A 26,842-nucleotide genomic window follows, 5' to 3' on the forward strand; every position below is an offset into this window, starting at 1 on the left:
AAAAAAACCAATAGACCGCGTGCAAACCACTAAGCATAGCAAGGGGCTTGCCATGTCCGCGCCTAAGAAAGTCGTGCTCGCCTATTCGGGTGGCCTCGATACCTCGATCATCCTCAAATGGCTGCAAACCGAATACGGCTGCGAGGTGATCACCTTCACCGCCGACCTCGGCCAGGGTGAAGAACTCGAACCCGCCCGCAAGAAGGCCGAACTGCTGGGCATCAAGCCCGAGAACATCCACATTGAGGACGTGCGCGAGGAATTCGTGCGCGATTTCGTCTTCCCGATGTTCCGCGCCAATGCGGTCTATGAAGGCCTCTACCTTCTGGGCACCTCGATCGCGCGCCCGCTGATCTCCAAGCGTCTCGTCGAGATCGCGCATGAGCATGGCGCCGATGCAGTCGCCCATGGCGCCACTGGCAAGGGCAACGATCAGGTCCGCTTCGAGCTGTCGGCCTATGCGCTCGACCCGATGATCAAGGTCATCGCGCCCTGGCGCGAATGGGATCTGACCTCGCGCACCAAGCTGATCGAATTCGCCGAGCAGAACCAGATCCCGATCGCCAAGGACAAGCGCGGCGAAGCGCCCTTCTCGGTCGATGCGAACCTGCTGCACACCTCGTCCGAGGGCAAGGCGCTGGAAAACCCGGCCGATGAAGCGCCCGAATACGTCTATCAGCGCACCGTCAGCCCCGAAGAAGCCCCGGACATCCCCGAATATATCGAGGTGACCTTCGAGAAGGGTGACGCCGTGGCGATCAACGGTGAGGCCCTGTCGCCCGCCACGATCCTGACCGCCCTGAACGAATACGGTCGCAAGCATGGCATCGGCCGCCTCGACTTCGTGGAAAACCGCTTCGTCGGTATGAAGTCGCGCGGCATCTATGAAACCCCCGGCGGCACGATCCTGCTCGAGGCCCACCGCGGCATCGAACAGATCACACTCGACGCGGGCGCGGGCCATCTGAAAGACAGCCTGATGCCGCGCTATGCGGAACTGATCTACAACGGCTTCTGGTTCTCGCCCGAGCGCGAGATGCTGCAAGCCCTGATCGACAAGAGCCAGGAAAACGTCACCGGCACAGTGCGTCTCAAACTCTACAAGGGCTCGGTGCATTGCGTCGGCCGCTGGTCGGACTACTCGCTCTATTCCGAAAAGCACGTGACCTTCGAGGAAGACGCGGGCGCCTATGACCAGAAGGACGCCGCAGGCTTCATCCGCCTGAACGCGCTGCGCCTGAAACTGATCGCCACCCGCAACGCGCGTGTGAAGAAATGAGCGCCCGGGCCGCCATCGTCACCGTCTCGGATCGCGCCAGCCGCGGCGAGTACGAAGACAAGGGCGGCCCCGGCTGCGAAGACTGGCTGCGCGGCGTGGTGACCACGCCGCTCACCATCACCCGTCACATCATCCCCGACGGGCGTGAGAGCGTCGCCGCGACCCTGCGCCAACTGGTGTCCGAAGGTGCCGACCTGATCCTCGTGACCGGCGGCACCGGCCCCGCGCCGCGCGACGAAACCCCCGAAGGCTGCGCCGATGTGTTCGAGAAAGAACTCGCAGGCTTTGGCGAGGAAATGCGCCGCGCCTCGCTGCTCGAAGTCCCGACGGCGATCCTGTCGCGCCAATCGGCAGGCATCGCGGGCAAGTCGCTGATCATCACACTTCCCGGCAAACCCTCGGCCATCGCCACTTGCCTCAACGCGGTTTTCGCGGCGGTGCCCTATTGCCTCGACCTGATCGGCGCGGGCTTCATCGACACCGATCCTGCCAAGATCAAGGCCTTCCGCCCCAAGGCGAAGTAACCCTCGCCTATTCTTCTTGGCTCAAGTACCTCGGGGTGCGGGGCAGAGCCCCGCGTGTCCTTCTCAGGCAATCCACCCCGCCAGGTTCTCCTCAACCACTTCCATCAGCGCCGTGATGTGCAGATCGTCGTCGTTAAGACAGGGGATATAGGTAAAGCTCTCGCCGCCTGCGTGCTCGAAGGCCTCGCGGATCTCGCCGTTAATCTCCTCCAGCGTCTCGATGCAATCGGCACTGAATGCGGGCGAGATCACCGCGATATTCTTTTTGCCAGCCTTGGCGAGTTCCGCCACATGCTCGACTGTGTAAGGCTTGAGCCATTCCTCGGAGCCGAAGACCGACTGGAAGGTCGTGTCGATATCGCCCTTCCGCCAGCCGAGCCGTTCCATCAACAGGCGCGAGGTCTTCTGGCACTGGCAATGGTAGGGGTCGCCTTCCATCAGATAGCGCTTGGGCATCCCGTGATACGAGGCCACAAGCACATCGGGGCGGGCGGGAAGCGTCGCATAGACCCGCTCGACCGAAGCCGCCAGCGCCTCGATATAGCTCGGGCGGTCGAAATACTCGGGCGCGACGCGGGCCGCAGGCTGGCGCTTTTGCGTCATCAGCGCGCGGAAGAACTGATCGTTCGCCGTGGCCGAGGTCGCACCCGCATATTGCGGGTAAAGCGGCAGGAACAGGATCTTCTCGCAGCCCTGCTTCACCATCCGATCCACGACATCATGGGTCGAGGGGTTGCCGTAGCGCATGCAGTAATCCACCACCACCTCGGCGCCATAGCGCGCGGCGACAGCCTCTCGCAGCTTGGTCACCTGCTGCTTGGTGATGGTCATCAGCGGGCTTTCGTCGGCCTCTTTATTCCAGATCAGCTTGTAATTCGCGCCCGAGGTAAAAGGCCGCTTCGACAGGATGATCAGCTGCAACAGCGGTTGCCACTTCCACGCCGGATAGTCGATGACCCGCTTGTCCGAGAGGAACTCGTTCAGATAGCGCCGCATCGACCAGTAGTCCGTTGCATCCGGCGTGCCGAGGTTGGCCACCAGCAGACCGATCTTCGCATTGGGCACCGGCGGGTGGTCGGCGGGGGCATGGGCAAGGCGCGGATTGGTGCTCATCTTCCTGTCCTGTCTCTCTCTTCTCGGAACCTCTCCCGACTTAAAGCCTTTTGAGCGCGGGTCAATGCGACCTTTCACGAAGCACTCAGCGCGAACAACCTGAGCGGGCCTTTTGCGCCGGAACAGGGTCTATTTCGGGGGTTTCTCGCCGGTTGGCAGCTCGCGGGTGTTCAGCGCATCGGCCAACCGCTGAATGGCCGAACCGGGGCGCAGCGGCTTTTGCTGGCTTTCATGCGGCTTCCAGCCGGTCAGCCAGACCATGTCGAAGGTGGCATGCACCCGACCCTCGGGCTCGGCAAAACTCTCGGCATAGCGGCGCAGCGCCTCGACGATTACACCGCGCGGGGTGAAGCGGCGCAGCCGGGCGTCAAGCGCATTGCCCTCGCCCATGGCGCGCAGATCATGCAGCAGCCGCAGCGGGTCGGCGTAGCTAACCTTGCGCTGCACGCTGTCGGCCACCGGCAGGGCCAGACCCGAGCGTTGCAGCAAGGCGCCCAGATCGCGGATCTCGCCCATCGGCAGCACGCGCGGGCTGAGGCCACCGCTGACCGACGCCTCGGCCTCGGCCAGTACGGCGCGCAGCTCGTGCAGGGTCTGGCCGCCGAAGGCCACGGCGATGAAGAGCCCGTCGGGGCGCAGCGCGCGCGCCGCCTGCACGATCTGCCCGACCGGGTCGTTGGCCCAATGCAGGCACATCGCATGCACCACCAGATCATGACCGCCCGGCTCCAGATCCAGCATCTCGTCATCGGCCACGACCTTGGCGCCGGGCAGGACGGCAAGCCACGGATCGGGAAAATTCGTCACGATGGCGGGCTGCGTAAAGGTTCTGTTAACCTCGTTGAGCCTCTCCTCAAGCTCGATCGCGGCATCTTCGTGCAGGAACAGCTCGGGTCCCTGTCGCTTGGCGCGGTCACGGTTGCGCAACAGCGCGGCTCGGTCGGTGAGTTTGGGCGGGGTGCTCATGATGGGGCGAGAGATTAGTGCGCTTCGTGACGGGATTCTAGCCGGGATCGGCAGCTTGGGGCGCGGCCTGATGCACACGGTCTTTCCGCCGCGCTGCATCGCCTGCGGCGAGGCGGTGGCCAGCGACTTCGGCCTGTGCGGCGCCTGCTGGGCCGAGACGCCCTTCATCACCGGATTGTGTTGCGATCACTGCGGCGCGCCGCTTCCGGGCGACGACCCGGCAGCGGTCCTGTGCGATGACTGCCTGCGCCACCCGCGGCCATGGCAAAAGGGGCGCGCGGCGATGCTCTATTCCGGCGCGGCGCGGCGCATGGTGCTGGGCCTCAAACATGGCGACCGGCAGGATCTTGTGCGGCCCATGGCGGTCTGGCTGGCGCGCGCCTGCGAAGGCATCATCGAAGACGGAATGCTGATCGCGCCCATCCCGCTGCACCGCAAGCGCTTGATAAAACGACGTTTCAACCAGTCCGCCCTGCTTGCGCAGGCGCTGGCACGGCGCACGGGGCTGACCTGTCTGCCCGATCTTTTCCTGCGTAGCCGCGCCACCCCCAGCCAGGAGGGTCGCAGCCGCGAGGAGCGGTTCGAGAACCTCTCGGGCGCCATCGCCATCCGCCCGCGACACAGGCAGGCATTGCAGGGCAAGGCGCTGCTGATCGTGGATGATGTGATGACGTCGGGCGCCACGCTGAGCGCCGCGACCGAGGCGGCCTATGCCGCAGGCGCACATAAGGTGTGTGTTGCGGCACTGGCGCGCGTTGCGAAGCATCCCTAAATCCCTATAGTCTTCGCCCCAGATCCGAGGGAACCCATGAAACGCGTTGAGATTTACACCACCCGCACCTGCCCCTATTGCATCGCCGCCAAGGCGCTGCTGACCCGCAAGGGTATCCCCTTCGAGGAAACCGACGTCGGCGCCGACCCGGCGCTGCGCATCGCGATGACCGAACGCGCGAACGGTCGCCGCTCGGTTCCGCAGATCTTCATCGGCGGCCAACACGTCGGCGGCTGCGACGATCTGCATGCGCTCGATGCGGCGGGCAAGCTTGACCCGATGCTGGCGGCCTGATGAAAGCGGCGCTCGTCCAACTCTCGGTGACCGACGATCCGGCAGTGAACCTGCCGGTCACCCTCGGCTTCATCCGCGAGGCGGCGGGCGCGGGCGCAGATTTCATTCTGACGCCGGAGTGCACCAACCTGCTGTCGTCGAACCGCGCCCATCAAAACGCCGTGCTGCGCCATGAAGAGGACGACCTGACGCTTGCCGCCCTGCGGGCCGAGGCCGAGGCGCTAGGCATCTGGCTCTTGATCGGCTCGCTCGGGCTCAAGACCCATGACGCCGACGGGCGGTTTGCCAACCGCTCCTTCCTGATCGGGCCGCAGGGCCAGATCGTCGCGCGCTACGACAAGATCCACATGTTCGACGTGGATGTCTCGGAAACCGAGCGGTATCGCGAATCCGAGACCTACCGCCCCGGAACCCGCGCCGTGCTGACCGAGGTTGCCGGAACACCCCTTGGCATGGCGATCTGCTACGATCTGCGTTTCCCGCATCTGTTTCGCAGACTGGCGCAGGGCGGTGCGCAGATCCTGACGCTGCCCGCGGCTTTCAATGACACAACGGGCGCCGCGCATTGGGAAAGCCTGATCCGCGCGCGCGCGATCGAGAATACCTGTTTCATGCTCGCACCCGCGCAATGCGGCACCCACGCGGCCCATGGCGGTCGCCCGCGCCGGACCTGGGGCCACAGCCTTGCCGTTGCGCCTTGGGGTGAGGTTCTGGCCGATGGCGGCACGGAACCCGGCGTCACCCTGGTCGAGATCGACCTTGCGCGCGTTGCGCAAGCAAGGGTAAGGGTGCCCTCGTTAGCGCATGACCGGGACTTCGAGGGACCATGAACGATACAACCGATCCCCTCGCCGCAACCCTCTTCGCAGAGGTCTTCACCGTGGACCAGCTGGCCCGCAACGTGGTCAGCCGTGCGCTGCCCAAGGGGATGGAGATCTCGCATTTCTCGGTGCTGAACCATCTTGCCCATATCGGCGAAGAGCGCACCCCCGCCCAGCTGGCGGCGACGTTCCATGTCACGCGCGGGGCGATGACCAACACGCTTTCCAAGCTCGAATGGGCCGGCCACATCCATATCCGCCCCGATTGGGACGATGCGCGGCGCAAGTTCGTTTCGATCTCGCCCGCCGGGCGGCAGGCGCGCGATGCGGCGCTGGCGGCCTTCATGCCGGTGATCGCGGATGTCGTGCGCTCGATCGGAACCGAGCGGGTGCGCGCCGCCCTGCCGGTGCTGCGCGAATTGCGCAAGCAGCTGGAACTGGATCCCTAAGCCCATGAAAAGGCCCCGCCGAGCGAACGGCGGGGCAAGGCTGTGACCGCGGGCGGACCACGGGCACTGGCGGTAACCTAAAATGTCAGGGGAAAGCGGGCGCCCGATCAGTTCGGGCGGCCGTCCATTTCCGCACGGATCTGCTGGCGCAGCAGGTCGATGGGCACCATCTTGCCATCGCGCTTGAAGTGCCAGTAGGTCCAGCCGTTACACGACGGCGCACCTTCGAGATGCGCGCCGACCTGGTGGATAGAGCCCTTCACGTCATTTCCGACGAGCGTGCCATCGGCGCGAACCTTCGCCTTGTAGCGATTGCCGATGGAGAAAAGCTCTTCGCCCGGGCGCAGCATGCCGCGCTCCACGAGCTGGCCGAAGGGAACGCGCGGTTCTGCGCGCTTCGAGCCGGTGATTTCGAGGGCTTCCTTGTCGAATTTCCGCACGCGGTCGATGCGCTTCTGCGCCACCGCACGGTAGGAAGCCTCGCGCTCGATGCCGATGAATTCGCGGCCGAGCATCTTCGCAACGGCCCCGGTTGTGCCGGTGCCGAAGAACGGGTCAAGGATCACGTCGCCCGGGTTCGTGGTGCCCAGGATCACGCGATGCAGCAGGCTTTCGGGCTTTTGCGTCGGATGCGCCTTGTCGCCCTGGTCGTCTTTCAGACGCTCATTGCCAGTGCAGATCGGCAGCACCCAGTCCGAGCGCATCTGCACGCCTTCGTTAAGCGCCTTCAGCGCCTCGTAATTGAAGGTGTATTTCGCCGCTTCCGACTTCGAGGCCCAGATCAGCGTCTCATGCGCGTTAGTCAGGCGCTTGCCGCGGAAATTCGGCATCGGGTTCGACTTGCGCCACACGACATCGTTGAGGATCCAGTAGCCCTGGTTTTGCAACTCGGCGCCGAGGCGGAAGACGTTGTGATAGGAGCCGATCACCCAGATCGCGCCATTGGGCTTGAGGATGCGGCGCGCCGCGGCCAGCCAGTCGCGGGTAAAGCGGTCGTAGCTGGCGAAGGAAGAGAACTGATCCCAGTGGTCATCGACCGCATCGACCTTGGAATTGTCGGGCCGGTGCAGATCTCCGCGCAGCTGTAGATTATAGGGCGGGTCGGCAAAGATCAGATCGACGCTTGCCTCGGGCAAGCTGTTCATGACCTCGATGCAGTCGCCCGCAATGATCTGGTTAAGCGGAAGCCGCGCGGCCTCCACAGGAGCTTTCGTTTTCGTCATCTGTGCCTCATTTCCCGTACTGCTCGGGGTGTCGACTTGTGTCGATCTGTGGCTCCAAAGATGAGTCAAAGACGAATCAGCGTCAAATTCTTTTTTGAATCAAGCACTTACAGATTTTGCTTGGCACAAGATGTTGTGGACGGGTTTGAACGAACGTCTATGAACGGGGGTAACCCCAAGATCTAGAAGGGCCTGCAGATGGTCCTTGGTGGGGTAGCCTGCGTTCTTCTCCCAGCCGTAGCCGGGGTATTGTTGCGCCAAATCCACCATCAGCGCGTCGCGCGCCTCTTTCGCCAGGATCGAGGCCGCCGCGATCGAGACTGACCTTGCGTCACCTTTCACCAGCGCCTCGGCCGAAAGCGACAGATCGCGCGGGATGCGATTGCCATCGACAAGCACATGGTCGGGCGCGCCTTGCAGCCCAGCGATGGCGCGGCACATCGCCAGATGCGAGGCTTGCAGGATATTGAGGCTGTCGATCTCCTCGACGCTCGCATGGGCCACGCACCAGTCGGCGCTGGCGGTAATCTCGGCCACCAGCTCGGCGCGGCGCCGGGCGCTGAGCTTCTTGGAATCGTTCAGGCCCTGCGGGATGCGCGCCGGGTCCAGCACAACTGCCGCCGCCGTGACCGGGCCGCAAAGCGGACCCCGCCCGACCTCGTCAACGCCGGCGATACGGATCAGACCGCGCGCCTGCGCGGCCAACTCGAAACTGTAATCGGGTGCCTGTGCCATGCGTGAGTCCTGCCCGCTCCGCCGGCCCCGCGCAACGAAAAACGCGAGGGCCAGTGGCCCCCGCGCCCTGCTCGTGCCTCATGTCGCAGTTAGCGGCGGCTGATGCGGAAGCCGCGATCCTCAAGGCAGTTCTTGCCATAGACCTCTTCGCGGAAACCGCGATCGCCACGAATGTCGAAGGCACAGGATCTCGGCAGGCGGACATGCTCTTTCCGCGCGATCTTTTCGAGGCAACGCCCCTCGACCATCTGGCTGCGCTGGCCGCGACGCTCGACGGTGATCATGCAGCGCGAGGGCACATCAAGGCGCACGCGCTGACGGTTGCGATCCTGATAACGGTAGTCGTAGCCGCGGCGCGCATCCCAGGGGTCATCCACGCGCTCGGCATAGGGATACCAGTTCTGGGTGTTGCTCTTGGTCGAAGGGCGCGCGTTGTCTTTCATGTTGTCCATGATGATGGCTGCGGCACCGAGGCCAAGGATCAGGCCAAGCGCCTCCTTGTCGTCAAGGGCGGCGGCGGGCGTGGGGGCAACGGCGGTCAGCGCAAAGGCAGCAGCGGCGGTGGCGGCGGTGATGGCCTTGAAGGAGAAGCGGATCATGGTCAGGTCCTCGTCTTGGCGGGTCGCCCCGCGATTAGGGATGGCCGACCATTGCGCCAGCGCCGTTCGACACGCAATAACAGCCCCCTGCTATCCGATAACACCGGCAATAACCCGCTTGGCTATTGCATAGCGCCGCCGCCCATCGCAGCCTGAGCGCATGATGAAACACACCCTTCTTGCCCTTGCCCTGTTGGTCGCTGCCGCCCCCGCGCAGGCCGCCTGCTATGCCGATTACAAGGCCAAGCAGGACAATCCCTTGCGGCTGCATTACGGCGTCGCGGAACTGCCCGACAATGCCTGCTCGAAGCAGGCGGCAGCGCGCGCATTGTCCAAACGCCTTGAACGTGGGGGATGGACGCTGCTGAACATTCTCTCCATTTTCGGCCCGGAAGGGTTGGAGCAGAGGAAGGCCAGTGCCGGACAATATTTCCTCCGTTACTGAGGGCCTGCGCACAGGCAACCGCGCGGTGATCTGGGGGATCGCGGCGATCGCCACGATTCTGGCGGTCGCGGCGGCGCTTTTGTTCCTGTCGCTGCCCGATGCCAATGCCTTCAACACACGGGTCGAGCGGATCTTTGTCGAGAACGACGCGCTGACCTCGCCTGGCGAGATCAAGCTGCTTGAGGTTCTGGCCCAGTCGGGCACCGCTTTCGCCGAGGTGCTCTCGTCCTACCGCGTGATCATCTTCATTCTGCTGGTCTTCGCGACCGCGCTGATGATTGCCGCACTGGTTCTGCTGGTCATTTTCGTCAGCCTCAATCGCCGCATGTCCGAGATCCAGCGCGCCGGGATCGAGGTGCAGCGCCTGCGCATCCTGCGCGGCGAGAATGCGGTGATGCTCAACGACATGGCCTTTACCCTGACCCCCGCCGCGATCGAGACGCTGGCCGTTCTGGCAGAGGCGCGGATGGATGACGACATCCTGACCGGCGCGCAGATCGAGGCCGTGATCTCGGGCCGCCCCGAGGCCGATTGCGACGAGGCCGCCGGTGCCACCCGCATCAAGCGGCTGCGCGATGCGCTTGGAAACCAGCTTGTGGCCGAGCTTCTGGTGCGCAACATTTCACGCAAGGGTTACACTCTCACCGTAGCCAAAGAGGCAATCCGCGTGGACTGACGCGCCCCCTATTTTCCTTGCAGAGGGGGGGCCGGGGCCCTATATCGCGGCTTCACTTTGCCGCCCCGGGGGGAGTTCATGATTCCGACGCCCTACTACCTGATCGACGAAGCCCGCCTTCTCGAAAACATGCACAAGATCGCGCGGCTGCGCGAGCTGTCGGGCGCCAAGGCGCTTCTGGCGCTGAAATGCTTCGCGACCTGGGGGGCGTTCGAGGCGATGAAGCCGCATATGGACGGCACGACCTCATCCTCGCTCTTCGAGCTGCGTCTGGGGCGCGAGAAGTTCGGCGGCGAGACCCATGCCTATTCCGTCGCCTGGTCCGATGGGGAGATCGACGAGGCGATTTCCTACGCCGACAAGATCATCTTCAACTCGCTCTCGCAGCTGGATCGCTTCGCCGACAAGGCCAGCCATATCGAGATCGGCCTGCGCCTCAACCCGCGCTTCTCGACCTCCGGCTTCGATCTTGCCGACCCGGCACGCCCCTTCTCGCGGCTTGGCGAATGGGACATCGCGCGCCTTGAGGCCGCGCTGCCGCGCATCTCGGGCGTGATGATCCATTACAACTGCGAGAACCGCGATTTCGACCTGTTCGACCAGCAGCTGACCCGGATTGAGTCCGAGTTCGGCGATTTCCTGAAGAAGCTGAAATGGGTCAGCCTGGGTGGCGGCATCCATTTCACCGGCGAGGGCTACCCGCTGGAGAAACTCGCCGCGCGGCTGCGTGCGTTCTCGGAGCGGCTCGGCGTGCAGGTTTATCTGGAGCCCGGCGAGGCCTCGATCACGCAATCGACCACGCTTGAGGTCAGCGTTCTCGACATCGTCGACAACGGTAAGAAGGTCGCCATCGTCGATAGCTCGATCGAGGCGCATATGCTTGATCTGCTGATCTACCGCGAAACCGCGAAGCTGCCGCAAGAGGGCGACTACCCCTATCAGGTGGCGGGCAAGACCTGCCTTGCGGGCGATATCTTTGGCGAGGCGCGCTTTGCCGCGCCCTTGCAGGTCGGCGACCGGATTTCGGTTCAGGACGCGGCCGGCTATACCATGGTCAAGAAGAACTGGTTCAACGGCGTCAACATGCCCGCGATTGCGATCCGCCGCGCGGATGGCAACGGCACCGTCGAGTTGATCCGCGAATTCACCTACGAGGATTACGCTTCCTCATTGTCCTGAGGCCCCGGCCTCATTCACGGGCCTGAAAAGCCCCCTTCCCCTGTCCTGTCAGACTTAAGGAGACAGCCGAAGTGAAACGTAACGTGCTCATCATCGGTGCCGGTGGCGTGGCGCAAGTCGTCGCCCATAAATGCGCGCAGAACAATGACGTTCTGGGCGCCCTGCACATCGCCTCGCGCACGAAGGCGAAATGCGACGCGGTCATCGCAAGCGTTCATGCGAAGAACGCGATGAAAGTGCCGGGCACGTTCGAGGCACATGCGGTTGACGCGATGGACACGGCCGCCGTGGCAGCCCTGATCCGCAAGACCGGCGCGGAAATCGTGATCAACGTGGGCTCGGCCTTCGTGAACATGACCGTGCTTGACGCCTGCATCGAGACGGGCGCGGCCTATATCGACACCGCCATCCACGAGGACCCCGCCAAGATCTGCGAGGCTCCGCCGTGGTATGGCAATTACGAATGGAAAAAGCGCGACCTCTGCGCCCAGAAGGGCGTGACCGCCATCCTCGGCGCGGGCTTTGACCCGGGCGTCGTGAACGCCTTCGCGCGCTTTGCCATCGACGAATACATGGACGAGGTGAAGTCCATCGACATCGTCGACATCAACGCGGGTTCGCACGGCAAGTATTTCGCCACCAACTTCGACCCCGAGATCAACTTCCGCGAATTCACCGGCACCGTCTATTACTGGGAAGACCAGCAGTGGAAGGAAACCTCGATGTTCGCATCGGGCCGCGACTGGGATCTGCCGGTCGTCGGCACCTGCCGCGCCTATCAGTCGGGCCACGACGAGGTGCATTCGCTCGCTGCCAACTACCCGAACGCCGATGTGCGCTTCTGGATGGGCTTTGGCGAGCATTACATCAACGTCTTCACGGTGCTGAAGAACCTCGGCCTGCTGTCCGAGCAACCCGTCAAGACCGCCGAGGGCCAGGAGGTCGTGCCGCTCAAGGTGGTCAAGGCCGTGCTGCCCGACCCGGCAAGCCTCGCGCCCGATTACACCGGCAAGACCTGCATCGGCGATCTGGTGAAGGGCACCAAGGACGGCAAGGACGTCGAGGTCTTCGTCTATAACGTCGCCGATCACAAGGAAGCCTATCTCGAGGTCGGCTCGCAGGGGATCTCCTACACCGCGGGCGTGCCCCCGGTCGCCGCCGCGATGCTGGTCGCGACCGGCGAGTGGGATGCCAAAACCATGAAGAACGTCGAAGAGCTGGACCCCAAGCCCTTCTTCACCATCCTCGACCGCATCGGCCTGCCGACCCGCGTTCTGGAAGGCGGCCTTGGCGGCAAGGACAAGGCCTGGAACGCGGCCTGACAGCGTAGTTTGCGTTGCGTAAGAATCACAGCTCGAGTTGGTCAGCCCTGCTGTGGCTGACCAACTCTTGCTTTGGTTGGCTGCTGTGCGCAGGATTTGTCTCTAGGCAAACATCCGATTTCTTTAAGGAAGAAAAAATGAACAAGCTTTCGTGCACGATTGCTGCGGCCGCTCTTGCGTCATCTGCGGCCATGGCTCAGGACGCCGGAAACTGGGCAGGCTCTTACGCAGGCGCGACGCTCGACCTCAACAATTCTGACGTCCGCATGACCGAACCCTTCCTGGGTCGCTCTGACACGGACGAGAACTTCACCACCCTGACGGCGTTCGGTGGTCACAACTGGCAACGCGAAAACTTTGTCTACGGTATCGAAGCACGCGTCTCGTCGCATAGCGACCGCGCACTGATCACCGGCGTTCCGGGCCCCGGCAACTTCGAGAGCGGCCTTGGTACGCACGGCGCGCTGCTGTTCCGCGCTGGCCTGGATCAGGGGAACTACCTGCCCTTCGTCACCGTTGGTGTCGCTGCAGCACGCCTGAACACCTACTGGCCGGACGGCAACACCCACCAGAATGGCAATATCTACGGCCCCACCATCGGCCTGGGTGCAGACGCGAGGATCAACAAGAAGATGTTGCTGCGGGGCTCGATCGACGCGACTTTCTATAATGGCACGTCGTTCAACTATTGCGGATCGGGCTGTACGCTGACCCACGATGTCCGCAACATCAACGCCTCTGTTGGTCTGGGGTACAAGTTCTGATCTGGCAGGGTCCGATCGCGACACAGGAATGCGGGCCATTTTGGCCCGCGTTTTTCTTAGTGCTTCTTGCTATTCCATTCCTGGACTGGCCCAAAAACCCGACAGCAAACATGGCAAAGGTTGTCGCGCCCTGAATCCGTTTGGGAAGCGCTCTCCATTCACTGTCCCGGGCAGAGCTTATCTCTCCTCTTTGCCGTGCATGACCATTATGGTCTGCTGCATCACGGCGCAAAGTTTTTCGCGCCCCTCGTCGATGCCGAAAACCTCTGCCTTGGTCAGGATCAGTGTGCGGCCCGGCCGAAGCACGGTGCCGCGCGCAATCAGCTTCGATCCGACCGCAGGCGCCACAAGGTTGATCTTGTATTCCACCGTCAGGACCGAGGCCCCCTGCGGCACGGTTGTCATGGCGGCATAGCCCGCCGCCGAATCGGCGATCATGCCAACGACACCGCCATGCACGAAGCCATGCTGCTGTTCGACCCCTTGCCAATGCGGCAAGTGGATCTCGGTGCGCCCCGGCGCGATCACCGGCAGCTCGGCGCGGATCAAGGCCATGGCGTTCTGACGCGCGAAGCTCGCGCGGACGGCGTCCATGATCTGGGGATCGAGGCGATCGGTCATGCCGAACGCTAAGGGCGGCTGCCCCGCGCTGTCAATCATCGCGGCGGAGGGAGGAAAAGATGGTGACCCCGACAGGATTTGAACCTGTAACCTGCCCCTTAGGAGGGGGCTGCTCTATCCAGTTGAGCCACGGGGCCATCGCCCCCTTATCGCGGGCAATCGGTTCTCGTGCAAGGGAGCGAAGATGCAAAAAGGGGGAGCGTATTGGCCCACCGCTCCCCCTTTTCAACCCAGCTCAGCGATCGGAGTCTACACGCTTGCTGGTATAGCCGGCTTCGGATTGTTCGGATTCTAGCCCTCTGCCGTTATCGCTAACATATCCAGCGCGAGACGCTTGCGCAAGAGAAATATTTGGCGCTAACAAGGTACATCCCCAACGAAAGGCCAATTGCGTGTCCAGACCTCCTGTCGAACCCCGCCGCCCGCTGACTCTGCGCGATGTCTCTGAGGCTTCCGGCGTCTCGGAAATGACGGTGAGCAGGGTTCTGCGAAACCGAGGAGATGTGTCCGACTCGACGCGCGAGAAGGTGCTCGAGGCCGCCAAGGAGCTTGGCTATGTGCCCAACAAGATCGCCGGGGCGCTGGCCTCGCAGCGGGTCAATCTTGTGGGGGTGATCGTGCCTTCGCTCTCGAATCTGGTGTTCCCCGAGGTGCTCTCGGGCATTTCCCAGGAGCTGGAGGATACCGGGCTGCAACCGGTCTTCGGCGTCACGAACTACTCCCCCGAGAAAGAAGAGAGCGTGCTTTACGAGATGCTCTCGTGGCGGCCTTCCGGGCTGATCATCGCGGGGATCGAACATACCCCCGCCGCGCGGGCCATGCTTGAAAACGCCGGCGCGCCGGTTGTCGAGATCATGGATGTGGACGGGCGCGGCGTCGATTCGGTCGTCGGTATCTCGCATCGCCGCGCGGGCCTGCACATGGCCGAGGCGATCCTGGCGGCAGGTTACCGGCGCATCGGTTTCCTTGGCACCAAGATGCCCGAGGACCACCGTGCGCGTAAACGCCTTGAAGGTTTCGAGGAGGGGCTGGCGAAGGCGGGTGTCACGCTCGCCGATACCGAGTTCTATTCGGGCGGGTCGGCGCTGCTGAAAGGTCGCGAGATGACCGAGGCGATGCTGAAGCGCACCCCGGACATCGACTTCCTCTATTACTCGAACGACATGATCGGCGCGGGCGGCCTGCTGTGGTGCCTTGAGAACGGCTATGACGTGCCGGGCAAACTGGGGCTGGCGGGCTTCAACGGGGTCGATCTGCTCGACGGTCTTCCGGTGCGTCTGGCCACGATGGACGCCTGCCGTCGCGAGATCGGCCGCACCGCCGCGCAGATCATCGCCGGGCGTCCGCATCAGGGGCTGATCGGCGGCGAGGTGGTCGAGCTGGAGCCGGTCATCCAATATGGCGACACGATCCGCCGCGCTTAAAGAACGCCGCCCTTACCCCAACTGACCGAGGCATGCTGGCGGGTGTAGAACTCGCCCAGCAGGCCCAGCATCAACAGCGCCAGCCCGACGTAGAGCGCATAGTGCCAGTCGGTGAAATGCGGGTTGTAGTTGATGAAGGTGAAGCCGCGGGACTGGTCGATTAGGTGGAACAGCGGGTTCCAGCTGAACAGGGCCAGCATCTTGGGGGGCAGGGAGTTGGCCAGAAACATCTTGCCCGAGGCGATGACATTGGCGCGGGTGTAGACCAGCCGGATGATCCCGACCAACCCGGGCGCCCAGGGCGTCGCCGCCAGAAACACCAGACCTATCCCGATCCCCACGAACCATGCCAGCAGCAACATCCCGAGGGCACCGACCCAGTCGTTAATCTCGATGGGGGTGAAGGCCGCGTGGTAGAGGTACAGCACGATCACCATCGTCAGGATCTGGTTATAAAGCACCGCGAGCGCCGAGGAGAGGATCGCCACCGCCGTGGTCATCGGCGCGTGTTTCATCATCGCCGATGTCGGCCCGCCTGACCCGGACACCGCCGACATGGTCTTGTTGTAGGTCATAAAAAGGAACACGCCGCTCATCAGATAGAGAATGAAATCGCCGCGCACGGCGGCGCGGCGCATCCCCAAGATGTTCATGAACAGATAGAAGATGGCGACCATCATGATGGCCTGAACCATGTTCGACAGAAGCCCGACGATGGCATTCCCGCTCGATCCGCGAATGCGTCGCGCGGTCAGGTGAAACACCAGCTCCAGCAGGCTGAAGGTCGAGCCGAGCGTTGAATTGCTGCGCTTTGCCGTGAACATTCCCTGCGATCCTGGCCTTGCCGTGCCCCGATCATGGCCGGGAAAACTTGCCGTTCCGTTGATGGCGCATCATAAGGTGGGTGTCGCCCTGTAGCAATCGGGCCTCGGGCGATCTGGAATGGAGTGCAAGATGGATTATGAACGACTCGTCAGCGTGATGCGCCGCCTGGCGTTGGAAGCCGGCGACAAGATCATGGAAATCTACAACTCGCCGGAGTTCGAGGTGAAGTCGAAATCCGACGCCTCGCCCGTGACCGAGGCCGACGAGGCCGCCGATGCGCTGATCTCGGAGGGTCTGGCTGAGGCTTTCCCGCAGGTGGCGCAAGTGACCGAGGAACAGGCGGCCAGCCACGGCCAGCAGGTCAGTACTTTCCTGATCGTCGATCCGCTCGATGGCACCAAGGAATTCGTCCAGCGCCGCGGCGATTTCACTGTCAACATCGCCTATGTGCTCGAAGGCGTTCCGGTGCGCGGCGTGGTCTATGCGCCCGCCAAGGGGCGGCTGTTTTACACGCTGGCCGACGGGCGCTCGGTCGAAGAGGTCGGGCCCGAGTTCGACAAGGAAACCCCCGGAGTGCAGACGCCGATCACCGTCTCGATGCCCGACAATCGCGGGTTGATGGTGGTCGCATCAAAATCGCACCGCGATCAGGCGACCGACGATTACATCGCGCAATATGGCGTGAAAGACATGACCTCGGCGGGCTCGTCGCTGAAATTCTGTCTGGTGGCCACGGGCGAGGCCGATCTTTACCCACGTCTTGGCCGCACGATGGAATGGGACACGGCGGCGGGCGACGCGGTGCTGCGCGGCGCGGGCGGCGAGATGGTGCGCTTCGACGACCACACGCCCTTTACCTATGGCAAGCCCGGTTTCGAGAACCCCTTCTTCATCGCCTATGCCCCGGGCGTGCTTCTGGTGAAATAATGTCCGTTCTGATCGTCATCCCCGCCCGCTATGCCTCGACGCGCTATCCGGCCAAGCCCCTTGTGGCACTGACCGGGGCAAGCGGCGTGTCCAAGACCCTGATCCAGCGCAGCTGGGAGGCCGCGATGGCCGTGAAGGGCGTCGATCGCGTCGTCGTCGCCACCGATGACGAGCGCATCAAGGCCGAGGCCGAACGCCACGGCGCCGAGGTCGTGATGACCTCGACCGAGTGCCGCAACGGGACCGAGCGCTGCGCGGAGGCCTACAGCAACCTGGGTGGCGGCTATGACATCGTGGTGAACCTGCAAGGCGATGCGCCGCTGACGCCCGCCTGGTTCATCGAAGATCTGATCGCGGGCCTTGAGGCGAACCCCTGGGCCGAACTGGCCACCCCCGTGCTGCGCTGCGAGGGCGCAATGCTGGCCAGCCTGCGCGAAGACCGCCATCACGGCCGCGTCGGCGGCACCACCGCCGTCTTCGGGGCGGGCAATCGCGGGATCTACTTCTCGAAAGAGGTCATCCCCTACACCTCGGATAGCTACGCCCCCGACGCGCCGACCCCGGTTTTCCACCATGTCGGCGTCTATGCCTACCGCCCCCAGACGCTTCTGGCCTACCCCGACTGGCCCATCGGCCCGCTCGAGACGCTTGAGGGGTTGGAGCAGCTGCGCTTCCTTGAAAACGGCCGCGCGGTGCTATGCACCGAGGTCGAGGCCCGCGGACGCGAGTTCTGGGAATTGAACAACCCCTCTGACGTCGCCCGGATCGAGGCGATGATGGCGGGCATGGGCCTCGAATGAGCCCGGCGCCGGTGCGCACGAGCGTTATCGTCGTCTCGCGCCACCGGCCCGAACATCTGTCGCTGTGCCTTCGCGGCCTTGCACAACTCGACCACCCGGATTTCGAAGTGATCGTGGTTGCCGACCCCGAAGGGTTGGCCGTAACCGAGGCGCTACCCGTCAAGAGCATCCTCTTTGACGAGGCCAATATCTCGGCCGCCCGCAATGCCGGGATCGTCGTGGCTGCGGCGCCTGTGATTGCGTTTATCGACGACGATGCCGTGCCCGAGCCGACTTGGCTGTGCCGTCTGACTACGCCTTTCGCAGATCCGCGCGTGGTGGCCGCAGGCGGGTTCGTGCGCGGGCGCAACGGGATCTCCTATCAGTGGAAAGCCTCGCAGACTGACCAGCTTGGCGTGAGCCATGGGCTGAACGTGGCCGGGGGGCAAGCGACGCTCCTGCCGCCCCCGCCCGAGGGCGCGATCCGCACCGAGGGCACCAATTGCGCCTTTCGCCGCGATGCGGTGGCGGCGCGTGGCGGCTTTGATCCGGCGTTCCGCTTCTATCTTGATGAGACCGATCTGAACCTGCGGCTGGCCGCGAGTGGCGGGCTGACCGCCATCGTGCCGGGCGCGCAGGTGCATCACGGCTTCGCCCCCTCGGCCCGGCGCAGGGCGGATCGGACGCCGACCGACCTGCATGAAGTTGGCGCCTCCTCGGCAGTCTTCTGGCGCAAGCACGCCCCGTCCGCCACCATTCCGAAGGCAAGGACCGCGCTGATCGAGGCCCAACGCGCGCGGCTGGCGGACTATCGCGCCGGCGGTCGGCTCTCGCGAGCCGAACTCGGGCCGCTCATCCAAAGCCTGACCGAGGGGCTGGAGGCAGGCGAAACGCGCCCGATTGACCCGCTGCCCGCGATCGGCCCGGCCTCCGACGCCTTCCTGCCGTTCCCGGCGGGATCGCTCCCCCGCCGCATCATCGCGGGCCGCATCTGGCAGGCCCGCGCCAAACGCGCAGAGGCCGCGCGTGCGGTCGCCCAAGGCGCGGTGGTTTCGCTCTTTCTCTTCGCCCCGTCGATCCGCCGCCACAGGGTCCGGTTTCACCCCGAGGGCTATTGGGAGCAAAGCGGCGGGCTGTGGGGGAAATCGGATCGGGACCAGCCCGCCTTCACCCCGTGGCGCTTCGCCGCGCGGCTGCGCCACGAGATCGCGCGGATCGCCCCGTTTCGGGGCCTCTAGCACCCCGCTCGCGCAAATCTTTCACTCCAAGCAAGTTTCCGCGAGGCATGTTTCGGCCGCAGGGGGCACTTCTTGTTTTCTGCACCTGAAAACGCCTAATATCGCGCCAACCGCAAGGGCGGCATGGCGCCGCCTGCAAATATCGGGTGAGTAATGAAACGTAAGGTTACCAAAGCGATTTTTCCGGTAGCAGGTCTCGGAACGCGCTTTCTTCCCGCCACCAAGTCGATCCCGAAAGAGATCCTGACGCTCGTCGATCGCCCGCTGATCCAGTATGCCATCGACGAAGCGCGCGCGGCTGGCATCACCGAATTCATCTTCGTCACCTCGCGTGGCAAGTCGGCGCTTGAGGATTACTTCGACGACGCGCCCGAGCTGGAAAACCAGCTGCGCAAGTCGGGCAAGACACAGCTGCTTGATATCCTTGAATCGACCAACATGGATTCGGGCGCCATCGCCTATGTGCGCCAGAACCGCGCGCTCGGTCTGGGCCATGCCGTTTGGTGCGCCCGCCGGCTCGTGGGCGACGAGCCTTTCGCGGTGATCCTGACCGACGACGTCATCGCCGCCGACAAGCCCTGTCTGCAGCAGATGATGGAAGCCTATGAGGAAACCGGCGGCAATATCGTCGCCGCGATGGAGGTCCCGCATGAGCGCACCTCGTCCTACGGCGTTCTCGACATCGCCGAGGAGAACGGCGCCGTCGTGAAGGTCAAGGGCATGGTCGAAAAGCCGAAGCCGGAAGTCGCGCCTTCGAACCTCGCGGTGATCGGCCGCTACATCCTGACGCCCGAGATCATGAACAACCTCAACGCCAAGAAGCAGGGCGCGGGCGGTGAGATCCAGCTGACCGACGCCATCGCCGAGGAAATCAGCAAGGGCAACCCGGTCTATGGCTACCGCTTCCGCGGCCAGCGCTACGACTGCGGCTCGAAGGCGGGCTTCCTGCAGGCGACGGTGGCCTTCGGCCTCGCGCGTGAGGATCTGCGCGATGAATTCTCGGACTACCTGACCGACCTCATCGCGATGCGTACGGCCGCCGAGTAACCCATGGCCAAGCATGTTCTGGTGACGGGTGGGGGCGGTTATATCGGCTCCCACGCCTGCAAGGCCCTGCGGGCCGCAGGCTATGTGCCCGTCACCTACGACAGCTTTGTCACCGGATGGCGCGACGCGGTGAAGTTCGGCCCGCTCGAAGAAGGCGATCTGGCCGACCGGGCGCGCCTTGATGCGGTTTTCGCGAAATGGCGGCCGGTGGCGGTGATGCATTTCGCCGCCCTCAGCCTTGTCGGCGAGTCGATGCAGGACCCCGGCAAATACTGGCGCGCCAATGTGCTTTCGTCGCTGACCCTGATCGAGGCAGCCTGCGCGGCGGGTTGCCTCGATTTCGTCTTTTCCTCGACCTGCGCGACCTATGGCGATCAGGACGGTGTCGTGCTGGACGAGACCACGCCGCAACGCCCGATCAATGCCTATGGCGGCTCAAAACGCGCGATCGAGGACATGCTGCGCGATTTCGGGCTAAGCCACGGTCTGCGCGCGGTCATCTTCCGCTATTTCAACGTCGCGGGTTCGGACCCTGAGGGCGAGGTGGGCGAGTTCCACCGCCCCGAGACGCATCTGATCCCGCTGATGCTGGACGCCATCGACGGCAAACGCCCGGCGCTGACGGTCTTCGGCTCGGATTACCCCACGCCCGACGGCACCTGCATCCGCGATTATGTCCATGTCTGCGATCTGGTGGATGCGCATGTGCTGGGGCTGCAATGGCTTGAGGTCGGGAAGGGCTCGGAAGTGTTCTGTCTGGGCACCGGTCAGGGCTTTTCGGTGCGCGAGGTGATCGCGCAGTCCCGCGCCGTCACGAACCGCGAGGTGTCGATCATCGAGGGCGATCGGCGGCCCGGCGATGCGGCGGTGCTGGTCTCGGGTTCGACCAAGGCGATGCGCGAACTGGGCTGGACGCCAAAGCGCGCCGATCTGTCCACCATGATCGCCGATGCCTGGCGCTGGCATCAAAGCGGCCACTATGAGCGATAGGCCCGCCTGCCGACTTCTGGATATTACGCGGCTCGTGTCGCGGGTGGGGCGTGGCCCGATGACCGGGATCGACCGGGTCGAAGCGGCCTATCTCGACCGGCTGCGGCATGAGGATGTGCCGCTCTTCCTGCTTTGCCGCACCGCCTACGGGTTCTTGCTGCTGCGCGGCTCGGAGGCGGAGTATGTTTTCGCCGCACTGGGCGCGCCCGAGACACTGCCCTCACCCGGCCTGATCGACCGGCTGCGCGGCCGCACCGGCCCGCGCCTGCGGCTTGAGGCCGGATTGCGGACACGCGCGCTGGCGCGGGTGCCCGGCGGCGGGCTGGTCTGGATGCTTGCGCGCCGCCTGCCGCGCCCGATCAGCTATATCAATGTCGGGCAAAGCTCGCTCAAACAAAAGAACCTGCAACGGCTGCGCCGGGTGCCGGGCCTGCGCATCACGGTCATGCTGCATGACACGATCCCGCTCGATCTTCCCGACTATGCCGGGATCGGCGAGCCCGAGCGGTTCCGCGCCGCCTTCGACGCGGTCCTGCGCAATGCCGATCTGATCCTGTGCAACTCGGCCGCGACCATGGCCGACATCGGGCGCCACGCCGGAGCGCAGCACCCGCCCTGCCTTGTCGCCCATCTGGGCGTCGATCTGCCGCGCCCCGATGCACATGCGATCCCGCCCGATCTGGATCTGATGCCGGACTATTTCGTGACCCTCGGCACGATCGAGCCGCGCAAGAACCACGCCCTGCTGCTTGACGCTTGGGAAGAGATCATCGCCCGCATGGGCCCCGAGGCGGCCCCGCGCCTGTTGATCATCGGCCACCGCGGCTGGAAGAATGAGGCAGTTTTCCACCGTCTCGACAGCGCGCCTTACATGGGCAAGGTGGTGCATGAGCTGTCCGACCTGAGCGACGCGGCGGTATCCGCATTGCTGGCGGGGGCGCATGCGCTGCTCATGCCCTCTTTCGCGGAAGGGTTCGGCCTGCCTCCGCTTGAGGCGATGGCGCTTGGCACGCGCGTGATCGCGGCACCTTTGCCGGTTTACGGGGAATTCCTGGGCAACAGTGTCATTTACGCAGACCCGACCGACAGCTATGACTGGGTTAACAAGATACTGGAACTGACAGGCGGCGGGCGCGGACAGGAACGGGCGGAAACCTCGGACAAGGATCATCCGGCCCTGCCAAGCTGGGAGGCGCATTTCAACCTCGTGTTAAGCGCGGTGTGAAAGGCTTCGCCGAACAGCGCCTGAAGTGGACGGAGCGGCGGAATGAGCATTCGGGAGACCCTGCGCCTGCGTTACAAACGCAAGCGTCTGCTGTTCCGGGCCTTCCGCAAGCGCCATGAACTGAACTGCCTTGCCGACCGGACCGGCGCGATCGCGAGCTCGGATGTTCTGGTCTTCACCACGCTGCGCAACGAGAAGATCCGCCTGCCCTATTTCCTGCGCTACTATCGCGAACTCGGCGTGCGGCATTTCCTGATGGTGGATAACGGCTCGGACGATGGCTCGACCGAGTATCTGCTGGCCCAGCCCGATGTGTCGCTCTGGCGCACCGAGGCCAGCTACAAAAGCTCGCGCTACGGGATCGACTGGATCAACTGGCTCTTGCGCAGATATGGCTCCGGGCACTGGACGCTGACGGTCGATCCTGACGAGTTCTTCGTCTATCCCTTCTGCGATACGCGGCCCATCGACGCGCTGACCGACTGGCTTGATACCTATGACATCCGCGCCTTCCCGGCGATGATGCTGGACATGTATCCCAAGGGGCCGATCGACGCCGTGCCCTACCGCGCGGGCGATAACCCGTTCGAGACGGCCTGCTGGTTCGACGGCGGCAATTACACGATCTCGAAGAACCCCGAGTATCACAACCTCTGGATCCAGGGCGGGCCGCGCGCACGGATGTTCTTTGCCGACCGCCCGACCGAGGCGCCCTCGCTCAACAAGGTGCCGCTGGTGCGCTGGCAGCGCGGCTTTGCCTTCATCTCCTCGACCCACATGATGCTGCCGCGCGGGCTGAACGCCGTCTATGACGAATGGGGCGGCGAGAAGGTCTCGGGCTGCCTGCTGCATGCCAAGTTCATCTCGCCGCTGAGCGAGAAGATTACCGAGGAGATGGAGCGGGGCGAGCATTTCGGCGGCTCACGCGAATATCGCGCCTATTCCGAAACGCTGGCGAAAGAACCGGACCTCTGGTGCAAATGGTCCGAGAAATATATCAACTGGCGACAGCTTGAGATCCTTGGCCTGATGTCGAAGGGGAACTGGGCTTAGGATATGGGCATGACCGTCGGCTTCATCATTCTGTGCCATACGGCGCTTCACCGGACCGCGCAGATCGCGCGGCACTGGGCCGAGCATGGCACGCCGGTGGTGATCCATGTCGATCACCGGGTCAGCGATGCCGATTTCGGGGAACTGACGGCCGCTGTCGCCGATCTCGATACTGTCTCGTTCTGCAAGCGGTTCAAATGCGACTGGGGCACCTGGTCGCTGGTGGCCGCCTCGCAGGCCGGGGCCGAGCAGATGCTGGCCCGACACCCCGAGGTGCGGCATGTCTATCTGGCCTCGGGCGCCTGCCTGCCGCTGCGCCCCGTGCAGGAGTTGATCGACTATCTCGATGCGCGGCCCAACACCGACTTCATCGAAAGCGTGACCACCACCGATGTCGGCTGGACCATGGGCGGCGTGGATATGGAGCGATTCACCCTGCGCTTCCCCTTCTCGTGGAAATCGCAGCGCAAGGCCTTTGACCGCTACGTCGCGCTGCAACGCCGCCTCGGCTTCAAGCGCACCATCCCCGAGGGGCTGGACCCGCATCTGGGCAGCCAGTGGTGGTGCCTGACCCGCCGCACGCTGAGCGCGATCCTGCAAGACCCCAAACGCAAGCTCTACGAGCGTTATTTCAAGAAGGTCTGGATCCCGGACGAGGCCTACTTCCAGACGCTCGTGCGGCGCTACTCGGGCGCGCTCGAAAGCCGCTCGCTGACGCTGTCGAAGTTCGATTTTCAGGGCAAGCCGCATATCTTCTACGATGACCACCTTGAGTTGCTGCGCCGCTCGGATTGCTTCGTGGCGCGCAAGGTCTGGCCCAAGGCCGACCAGCTCTATACGACCTTCCTCGCCCCCAACCGCATGGCCGCGAGCCAGGCCGAGCCGAACCCCTCGAAGGTCGATCGCCTCTTTGCGCAGGCGGTGGAACGGCGCACCAAGGGGCGTGCGGGGCTGTACATGCAGTCGCGCTATCCGCTGCGCGGCCGCGAGAATGGCAAGACATCGGCGCCCTACTCGATCTTTCAGGGCTTCACCGAGTTGTTCGAGGATTTCGGCGACTGGCTGGCGCGGCAGGTTGGCGCGCGGGTGCATGGCCATCTCTTCGGACCCGAACGGGCCGAATTCGCCGGGTCAGAGACGGTTTTCAACGGCTGCCTGTCCGATTCCGCGACCCTGCGCGACTATGACCCCCAGTCCTTCCTCGCCAGCCTGATCTGGAACTCGCGTGGCGAGCGGCAATGTTTCATGTTCGGCCCGCGCGACACACAAAGCCTGAACGCCTTCACCGCCGCCGACCCCAACGCGCAGATCTCGGTCGTGACGGGGGCCTGGGCGGTGCCGCTGTTCCGCTCAAACCTGACCTTCGCCGAGATCCGGAACGAGGCCGCGCGCCTGCAACAGATCGAATTCGATCAGGTCGAGATCCTGAAGTCCGTGCTTGCCAAGGCCCGTATCCGGGTCTGGAGCATGTCGGAATTCCTCGAACACCCGATGGAGAACCTGCAGGCCATCGTCGATGAGATCGCCCCGCGCAACTCCCGGCGCCTGTCCGAGGCGCCGCATATCGTCGATCTGACCGGTTTTGGCGGCTTTCTTCAGGCGCTGAAGAACCAGGGGATGCAGTTGCGGCTGGCCGGCCATTTCCCGACCGAAGCCGATCAGCGCCCCAACGCGCCCGCGCGGCCACGGCCCTATGTCGTGGTGAAGTAACCGATGGCGCGCTTCGACAGCTTCGTCATCCTTGCGGCGATGCGGACGGGCTCGAACCTGCTCGAAGCCGCGCTGAACGCGCTGGCGGGCGTGACCTGCCATGGCGAGGCCTTCAACCCCGCGCTGATCGGCTACCCCAAGCGCGACACGCTTCTGGGAATGAGTCTGGCCGAGCGCGATGCCGACCCGCTGGTGCTGTGGCAAAGGATCGGCGCCGAGCCCGGTCTGAACGGCTGCCGCTATTTCCCTGATCACGATCCGCGCGTGCTTGGAGCGATGCTGGACGATCCGCGCTGCGCCAAGATCGTTCTGAACCGCAATCCGCTGGAAAGCTATGTCAGCCTCAAGATCGCGCGGGCAACCGGCCAGTGGCGGCTTGCCGATGCGCGCCATCGCATCGCCGCTCTGGCCACGTTTGACGCGGCTGAGTATGCCGCCCACCTAGAAACCTTGCAGCAGTTCCAGTTGCGTGTCTTGCACGCACTTCAGACCTCGGGGCAGACGGCCTTCTATCTCGATTATGAGGATGTGCCCGATCTGTCCGTGCTGAACGGGCTGGCGCAGTGGCTTGGGGTCGACGCGCGTCTGGACACGCTTTCCAGCAAGCTTGTGCCACAGAATCCCGAACCGTTGGAAGACAAGGTTTCCAACCCGGCGGCGATGGAGGCGGCGCTTGCGTGCCTCGATCATTTCAACCTGGCGCGCACGCCGAATTTTGAACCGCGCCGGGGGCCGAATGTGCCCGGCTTCATGGCGCTGCGCGGGGGCGGACTGTTGTTCATGCCGATCCGCCCTGCGCCGGAAGCGGCGATCCGGGCGTGGCTGGAGCAGTTGGGTGAGGTCGAGGATGGCTTCTCGCAAAAGACCCTGCGCCAATGGAAGCGCCGCCACCCCGGCCATCGCAGCTTTACCGTGCTGCGCCACCCGCTCTTGCGCGCTCATCAGGCCTTCTGCACGCTGCTCGAGGCCCCCGGCTTTGAAGAGACGCGCCGGGTTCTGACGAAAAGCTATAAGATGAAACTCGACGATCACGGCCCGGCGTTTCTGGCATGGCTGCGCTGGCTCAAGCCGCATCTGGGCGGGCAGACCAAGCTGCCGGTGCAGCCGCTTTGGGCGAGCCAATCGAACATGGTTCAGTCGATCTCGCAGATCGGTGCGCCCGACCTGCTCGCGCGCGAAGATCGGCTGGCCGAGGATCTGACCTATCTGGCGGGCGCCGCGGGGCTGGAGATACCAGCCTTCACCGCCTCCGACCCGGATAGCGGGCCGGTCAAGCTGGCCGATATCTGGCAGCCCGAAATGGAAAAAGCCGCGCGAGAGGCTTATCCGCGCGACTTCCTGCAATTCGGTTTTGGGGATTGGCGCGCCTGATCAGGCGGCTTGCGCACCCGGCCCGGCCGTCAGAACCGCGTGCAGCGCAGCCGGATCGGTATTGGCGCGCAGCTTGGCGCAGACCTCGCCATTGCGCATGGTGCGCGAGACGAGCGCCAGAGCCTTGAGATGATCGACACCCGAATCCTTGGGCGCGAACAGCGCGAAGACCAGATCGACCGGCAGCCGGTCCACCGCATCGAAATCGAGCGGTTTTTCGAGGCGCAGGAACACGCCCACGACCGATTTCAGGCCGTGCAGACGCGCATGCGGCAGGGCAACGCCATGCCCCACGCCCGTCGGGCCAAGGCTTTCACGTTCCTGCAGGGCGTCGACCGCCTGAGCCGCATCCAGCCCGTAGGCTGAATGCGCGATTTCCGAGAGGTCCTGAAACAGGCGCTTCTTGCTCGTAACGTTGACGAGGGCCTTAACGGCACCCGGCTTGAGCAGCGAGGATAGATCCATCTGTCC

The 26,842-nt window shown here is 64.1% G+C and carries 29 protein-coding genes and 1 tRNA gene; 21 read left to right on the plus strand and 9 right to left on the minus strand.

From position 1 onward, the window contains the following. The first annotated feature begins 52 nt into the window (after positions 1–52). Together N3C64_RS13940 and mog are read left to right on the plus strand one after the other, a co-directional pair. On the plus strand, positions 53–1,279 hold the full coding sequence (locus N3C64_RS13940; RefSeq protein WP_260014912.1) for an argininosuccinate synthase: 1,227 nt from the start codon (positions 53–55) through the stop codon (positions 1,277–1,279). Continuing rightward, entirely contained in the window at positions 1,276–1,803 is a 528-nt protein-coding gene (gene mog / locus N3C64_RS13945) for a molybdopterin adenylyltransferase (RefSeq protein ID WP_218630346.1), read from the plus strand. The genes N3C64_RS13940 and mog overlap by 4 nt, the downstream gene beginning before the upstream one ends. A gap of 63 nt (positions 1,804–1,866) precedes the next feature. Here the strand turns inward: mog and hemH are convergent, their stop codons facing one another. Then, on the minus strand, positions 1,867–2,916 hold the full coding sequence (hemH, locus tag N3C64_RS13950) for a ferrochelatase (protein WP_260014913.1): 1,050 nt from the start codon (positions 2,914–2,916) through the stop codon (positions 1,867–1,869). Positions 2,917–3,045: 129 nt separating this feature from the next. Continuing rightward, positions 3,046–3,882: a methyltransferase domain-containing protein gene (locus N3C64_RS13955; RefSeq protein WP_260014914.1), complete on the minus strand. Its 837-nt coding sequence runs from the start codon at positions 3,880–3,882 to the stop codon at positions 3,046–3,048. A gap of 70 nt (positions 3,883–3,952) precedes the next feature. On the opposite strand from N3C64_RS13955, the gene N3C64_RS13960 reads away from it, so the two are divergent. From N3C64_RS13960 to N3C64_RS13975, 4 genes are read left to right on the plus strand one after another with little or no spacing between them, the layout of a single operon-like run. Continuing rightward, positions 3,953–4,654, plus strand: a complete 702-nt coding sequence (locus N3C64_RS13960; protein WP_260014915.1) for a ComF family protein — start codon at positions 3,953–3,955, stop codon at positions 4,652–4,654. A gap of 36 nt (positions 4,655–4,690) precedes the next feature. Further along, positions 4,691–4,948 (plus strand): glutaredoxin 3, encoded by a 258-nt coding sequence (gene grxC, locus N3C64_RS13965; protein WP_260014916.1) that lies wholly within the window; start codon positions 4,691–4,693, stop codon positions 4,946–4,948. Further along, positions 4,948–5,778: a carbon-nitrogen hydrolase family protein gene (locus N3C64_RS13970; protein WP_260014917.1), complete on the plus strand. Its 831-nt coding sequence runs from the start codon at positions 4,948–4,950 to the stop codon at positions 5,776–5,778. Before grxC ends, N3C64_RS13970 begins: the two co-directional genes overlap by 1 nt. After that, the gene (locus N3C64_RS13975) at positions 5,775–6,218 is read left to right on the plus strand and encodes a MarR family winged helix-turn-helix transcriptional regulator (RefSeq protein ID WP_218631189.1); all 444 of its coding nucleotides are present in this window, start codon (positions 5,775–5,777) and stop codon (positions 6,216–6,218) included. The genes N3C64_RS13970 and N3C64_RS13975 overlap by 4 nt, the downstream gene beginning before the upstream one ends. A 107-nt stretch (positions 6,219–6,325) precedes the next feature. Here the strand turns inward: N3C64_RS13975 and N3C64_RS13980 are convergent, their stop codons facing one another. The 3 genes from N3C64_RS13980 to N3C64_RS13990 all read right to left on the minus strand — a co-directional run bounded on the left by N3C64_RS13980 (position 6,326) and on the right by N3C64_RS13990 (position 8,775). After that, on the minus strand, positions 6,326–7,441 hold the full coding sequence (locus N3C64_RS13980; RefSeq protein ID WP_218631188.1) for a site-specific DNA-methyltransferase: 1,116 nt from the start codon (positions 7,439–7,441) through the stop codon (positions 6,326–6,328). 99 nt (positions 7,442–7,540) lie between these two features. Next, positions 7,541–8,176 carry a ribonuclease HII gene (gene rnhB, locus N3C64_RS13985; protein ID WP_218631187.1) on the minus strand — a complete coding sequence of 212 codons (636 nt, stop codon included), beginning with the start codon at positions 8,174–8,176 and terminating at the stop codon, positions 7,541–7,543. 89 nt (positions 8,177–8,265) lie between these two features. Next, the gene (locus tag N3C64_RS13990; RefSeq protein ID WP_260014918.1) at positions 8,266–8,775 is read right to left on the minus strand and encodes a hypothetical protein; all 510 of its coding nucleotides are present in this window, start codon (positions 8,773–8,775) and stop codon (positions 8,266–8,268) included. Between the two features lie 163 nt (positions 8,776–8,938). Here N3C64_RS13990 and N3C64_RS13995 point away from each other — a divergent pair, with 163 nt between their 5' ends. The 5 genes from N3C64_RS13995 to N3C64_RS14015 all read left to right on the plus strand — a co-directional run bounded on the left by N3C64_RS13995 (position 8,939) and on the right by N3C64_RS14015 (position 13,161). After that, entirely contained in the window at positions 8,939–9,220 is a 282-nt protein-coding gene (locus N3C64_RS13995) for a hypothetical protein (protein WP_218631198.1), read from the plus strand. Continuing rightward, positions 9,192–9,896 (plus strand): winged helix-turn-helix domain-containing protein, encoded by a 705-nt coding sequence (locus N3C64_RS14000; protein ID WP_260014919.1) that lies wholly within the window; start codon positions 9,192–9,194, stop codon positions 9,894–9,896. The genes N3C64_RS13995 and N3C64_RS14000 overlap by 29 nt, the downstream gene beginning before the upstream one ends. Positions 9,897–9,974: 78 nt before the next feature. Further along, entirely contained in the window at positions 9,975–11,075 is a 1,101-nt protein-coding gene (gene nspC, locus N3C64_RS14005) for a carboxynorspermidine decarboxylase (protein ID WP_260014920.1), read from the plus strand. Positions 11,076–11,146: 71 nt separating this feature from the next. Continuing rightward, complete coding sequence (locus N3C64_RS14010; protein WP_260014921.1) at positions 11,147–12,397, plus strand: saccharopine dehydrogenase family protein; 1,251 nt, start codon at positions 11,147–11,149, stop codon at positions 12,395–12,397. Positions 12,398–12,534: 137 nt separating this feature from the next. Beyond that, positions 12,535–13,161, plus strand: coding sequence for an outer membrane protein (locus N3C64_RS14015; RefSeq protein ID WP_260014922.1), 627 nt, complete (start codon positions 12,535–12,537; stop codon positions 13,159–13,161). Positions 13,162–13,338: 177 nt separating this feature from the next. Here the strand turns inward: N3C64_RS14015 and N3C64_RS14020 are convergent, their stop codons facing one another. Both N3C64_RS14020 and N3C64_RS14025 read right to left on the minus strand, forming a co-directional pair. After that, positions 13,339–13,782 (minus strand): PaaI family thioesterase, encoded by a 444-nt coding sequence (locus N3C64_RS14020; RefSeq protein WP_446033355.1) that lies wholly within the window; start codon positions 13,780–13,782, stop codon positions 13,339–13,341. A gap of 60 nt (positions 13,783–13,842) precedes the next feature. Beyond that, positions 13,843–13,919: transfer RNA gene (locus N3C64_RS14025), tRNA-Arg, on the minus strand. Positions 13,920–14,174: 255 nt separating this feature from the next. Here N3C64_RS14025 and N3C64_RS14030 point away from each other — a divergent pair. After that, positions 14,175–15,206: a LacI family DNA-binding transcriptional regulator gene (locus N3C64_RS14030; RefSeq protein WP_218631182.1), complete on the plus strand. Its 1,032-nt coding sequence runs from the start codon at positions 14,175–14,177 to the stop codon at positions 15,204–15,206. Here the strand turns inward: N3C64_RS14030 and N3C64_RS14035 are convergent. Beyond that, positions 15,203–16,030 (minus strand): ABC transporter permease, encoded by an 828-nt coding sequence (locus N3C64_RS14035; RefSeq protein WP_260014923.1) that lies wholly within the window; start codon positions 16,028–16,030, stop codon positions 15,203–15,205. The genes N3C64_RS14030 and N3C64_RS14035 overlap by 4 nt on opposite strands. Before the next feature lie 130 nt (positions 16,031–16,160). On the opposite strand from N3C64_RS14035, the gene cysQ reads away from it, so the two are divergent. From cysQ to N3C64_RS14080, 9 genes are all read left to right on the plus strand, one after another. Then, a complete protein-coding gene (gene cysQ, locus N3C64_RS14040; RefSeq protein WP_260014924.1) occupies positions 16,161–16,958 on the plus strand; it encodes a 3'(2'),5'-bisphosphate nucleotidase CysQ in 798 nt (265 codons plus the stop codon). Further along, positions 16,958–17,758 carry a 3-deoxy-manno-octulosonate cytidylyltransferase gene (locus tag N3C64_RS14045; protein WP_260014925.1) on the plus strand — a complete coding sequence of 267 codons (801 nt, stop codon included), beginning with the start codon at positions 16,958–16,960 and terminating at the stop codon, positions 17,756–17,758. Before cysQ ends, N3C64_RS14045 begins: the two co-directional genes overlap by 1 nt. Beyond that, positions 17,755–18,975, plus strand: coding sequence for a glycosyltransferase family 2 protein (locus tag N3C64_RS14050; RefSeq protein ID WP_260014926.1), 1,221 nt, complete (start codon positions 17,755–17,757; stop codon positions 18,973–18,975). Before N3C64_RS14045 ends, N3C64_RS14050 begins: the two co-directional genes overlap by 4 nt. Positions 18,976–19,128: 153 nt before the next feature. Further along, the gene (galU, locus tag N3C64_RS14055) at positions 19,129–20,022 is read left to right on the plus strand and encodes a UTP--glucose-1-phosphate uridylyltransferase GalU (protein ID WP_260014927.1); all 894 of its coding nucleotides are present in this window, start codon (positions 19,129–19,131) and stop codon (positions 20,020–20,022) included. Between the two features lie 3 nt (positions 20,023–20,025). Continuing rightward, positions 20,026–21,012, plus strand: coding sequence for a UDP-glucose 4-epimerase GalE (gene galE / locus N3C64_RS14060; protein ID WP_260014928.1), 987 nt, complete (start codon positions 20,026–20,028; stop codon positions 21,010–21,012). After that, on the plus strand, positions 21,002–22,237 hold the full coding sequence (locus N3C64_RS14065; RefSeq protein ID WP_260014929.1) for a glycosyltransferase family 4 protein: 1,236 nt from the start codon (positions 21,002–21,004) through the stop codon (positions 22,235–22,237). Before galE ends, N3C64_RS14065 begins: the two co-directional genes overlap by 11 nt. Before the next feature lie 42 nt (positions 22,238–22,279). Next, positions 22,280–23,290: a glycosyltransferase family 2 protein gene (locus N3C64_RS14070; RefSeq protein ID WP_260014930.1), complete on the plus strand. Its 1,011-nt coding sequence runs from the start codon at positions 22,280–22,282 to the stop codon at positions 23,288–23,290. Between the two features lie 9 nt (positions 23,291–23,299). Further along, on the plus strand, positions 23,300–25,000 hold the full coding sequence (locus N3C64_RS14075; protein WP_260014931.1) for a DUF5927 domain-containing protein: 1,701 nt from the start codon (positions 23,300–23,302) through the stop codon (positions 24,998–25,000). Between the two features lie 3 nt (positions 25,001–25,003). Beyond that, complete coding sequence (locus N3C64_RS14080; protein ID WP_260014932.1) at positions 25,004–26,371, plus strand: nodulation protein NodH; 1,368 nt, start codon at positions 25,004–25,006, stop codon at positions 26,369–26,371. Here N3C64_RS14080 and N3C64_RS14085 read toward each other — a convergent pair whose 3' ends face one another. Then, complete coding sequence (locus N3C64_RS14085) at positions 26,372–26,836, minus strand: PTS sugar transporter subunit IIA (RefSeq protein ID WP_218631171.1); 465 nt, start codon at positions 26,834–26,836, stop codon at positions 26,372–26,374. It lies immediately after the preceding gene. Between the last annotated feature and the right edge of the window lie 6 nt (positions 26,837–26,842).

Source organism: Sedimentimonas flavescens (assembly GCF_025154035.1).
GTDB lineage: Bacteria > Pseudomonadota > Alphaproteobacteria > Rhodobacterales > Rhodobacteraceae > Rhodobacter > Rhodobacter flavescens.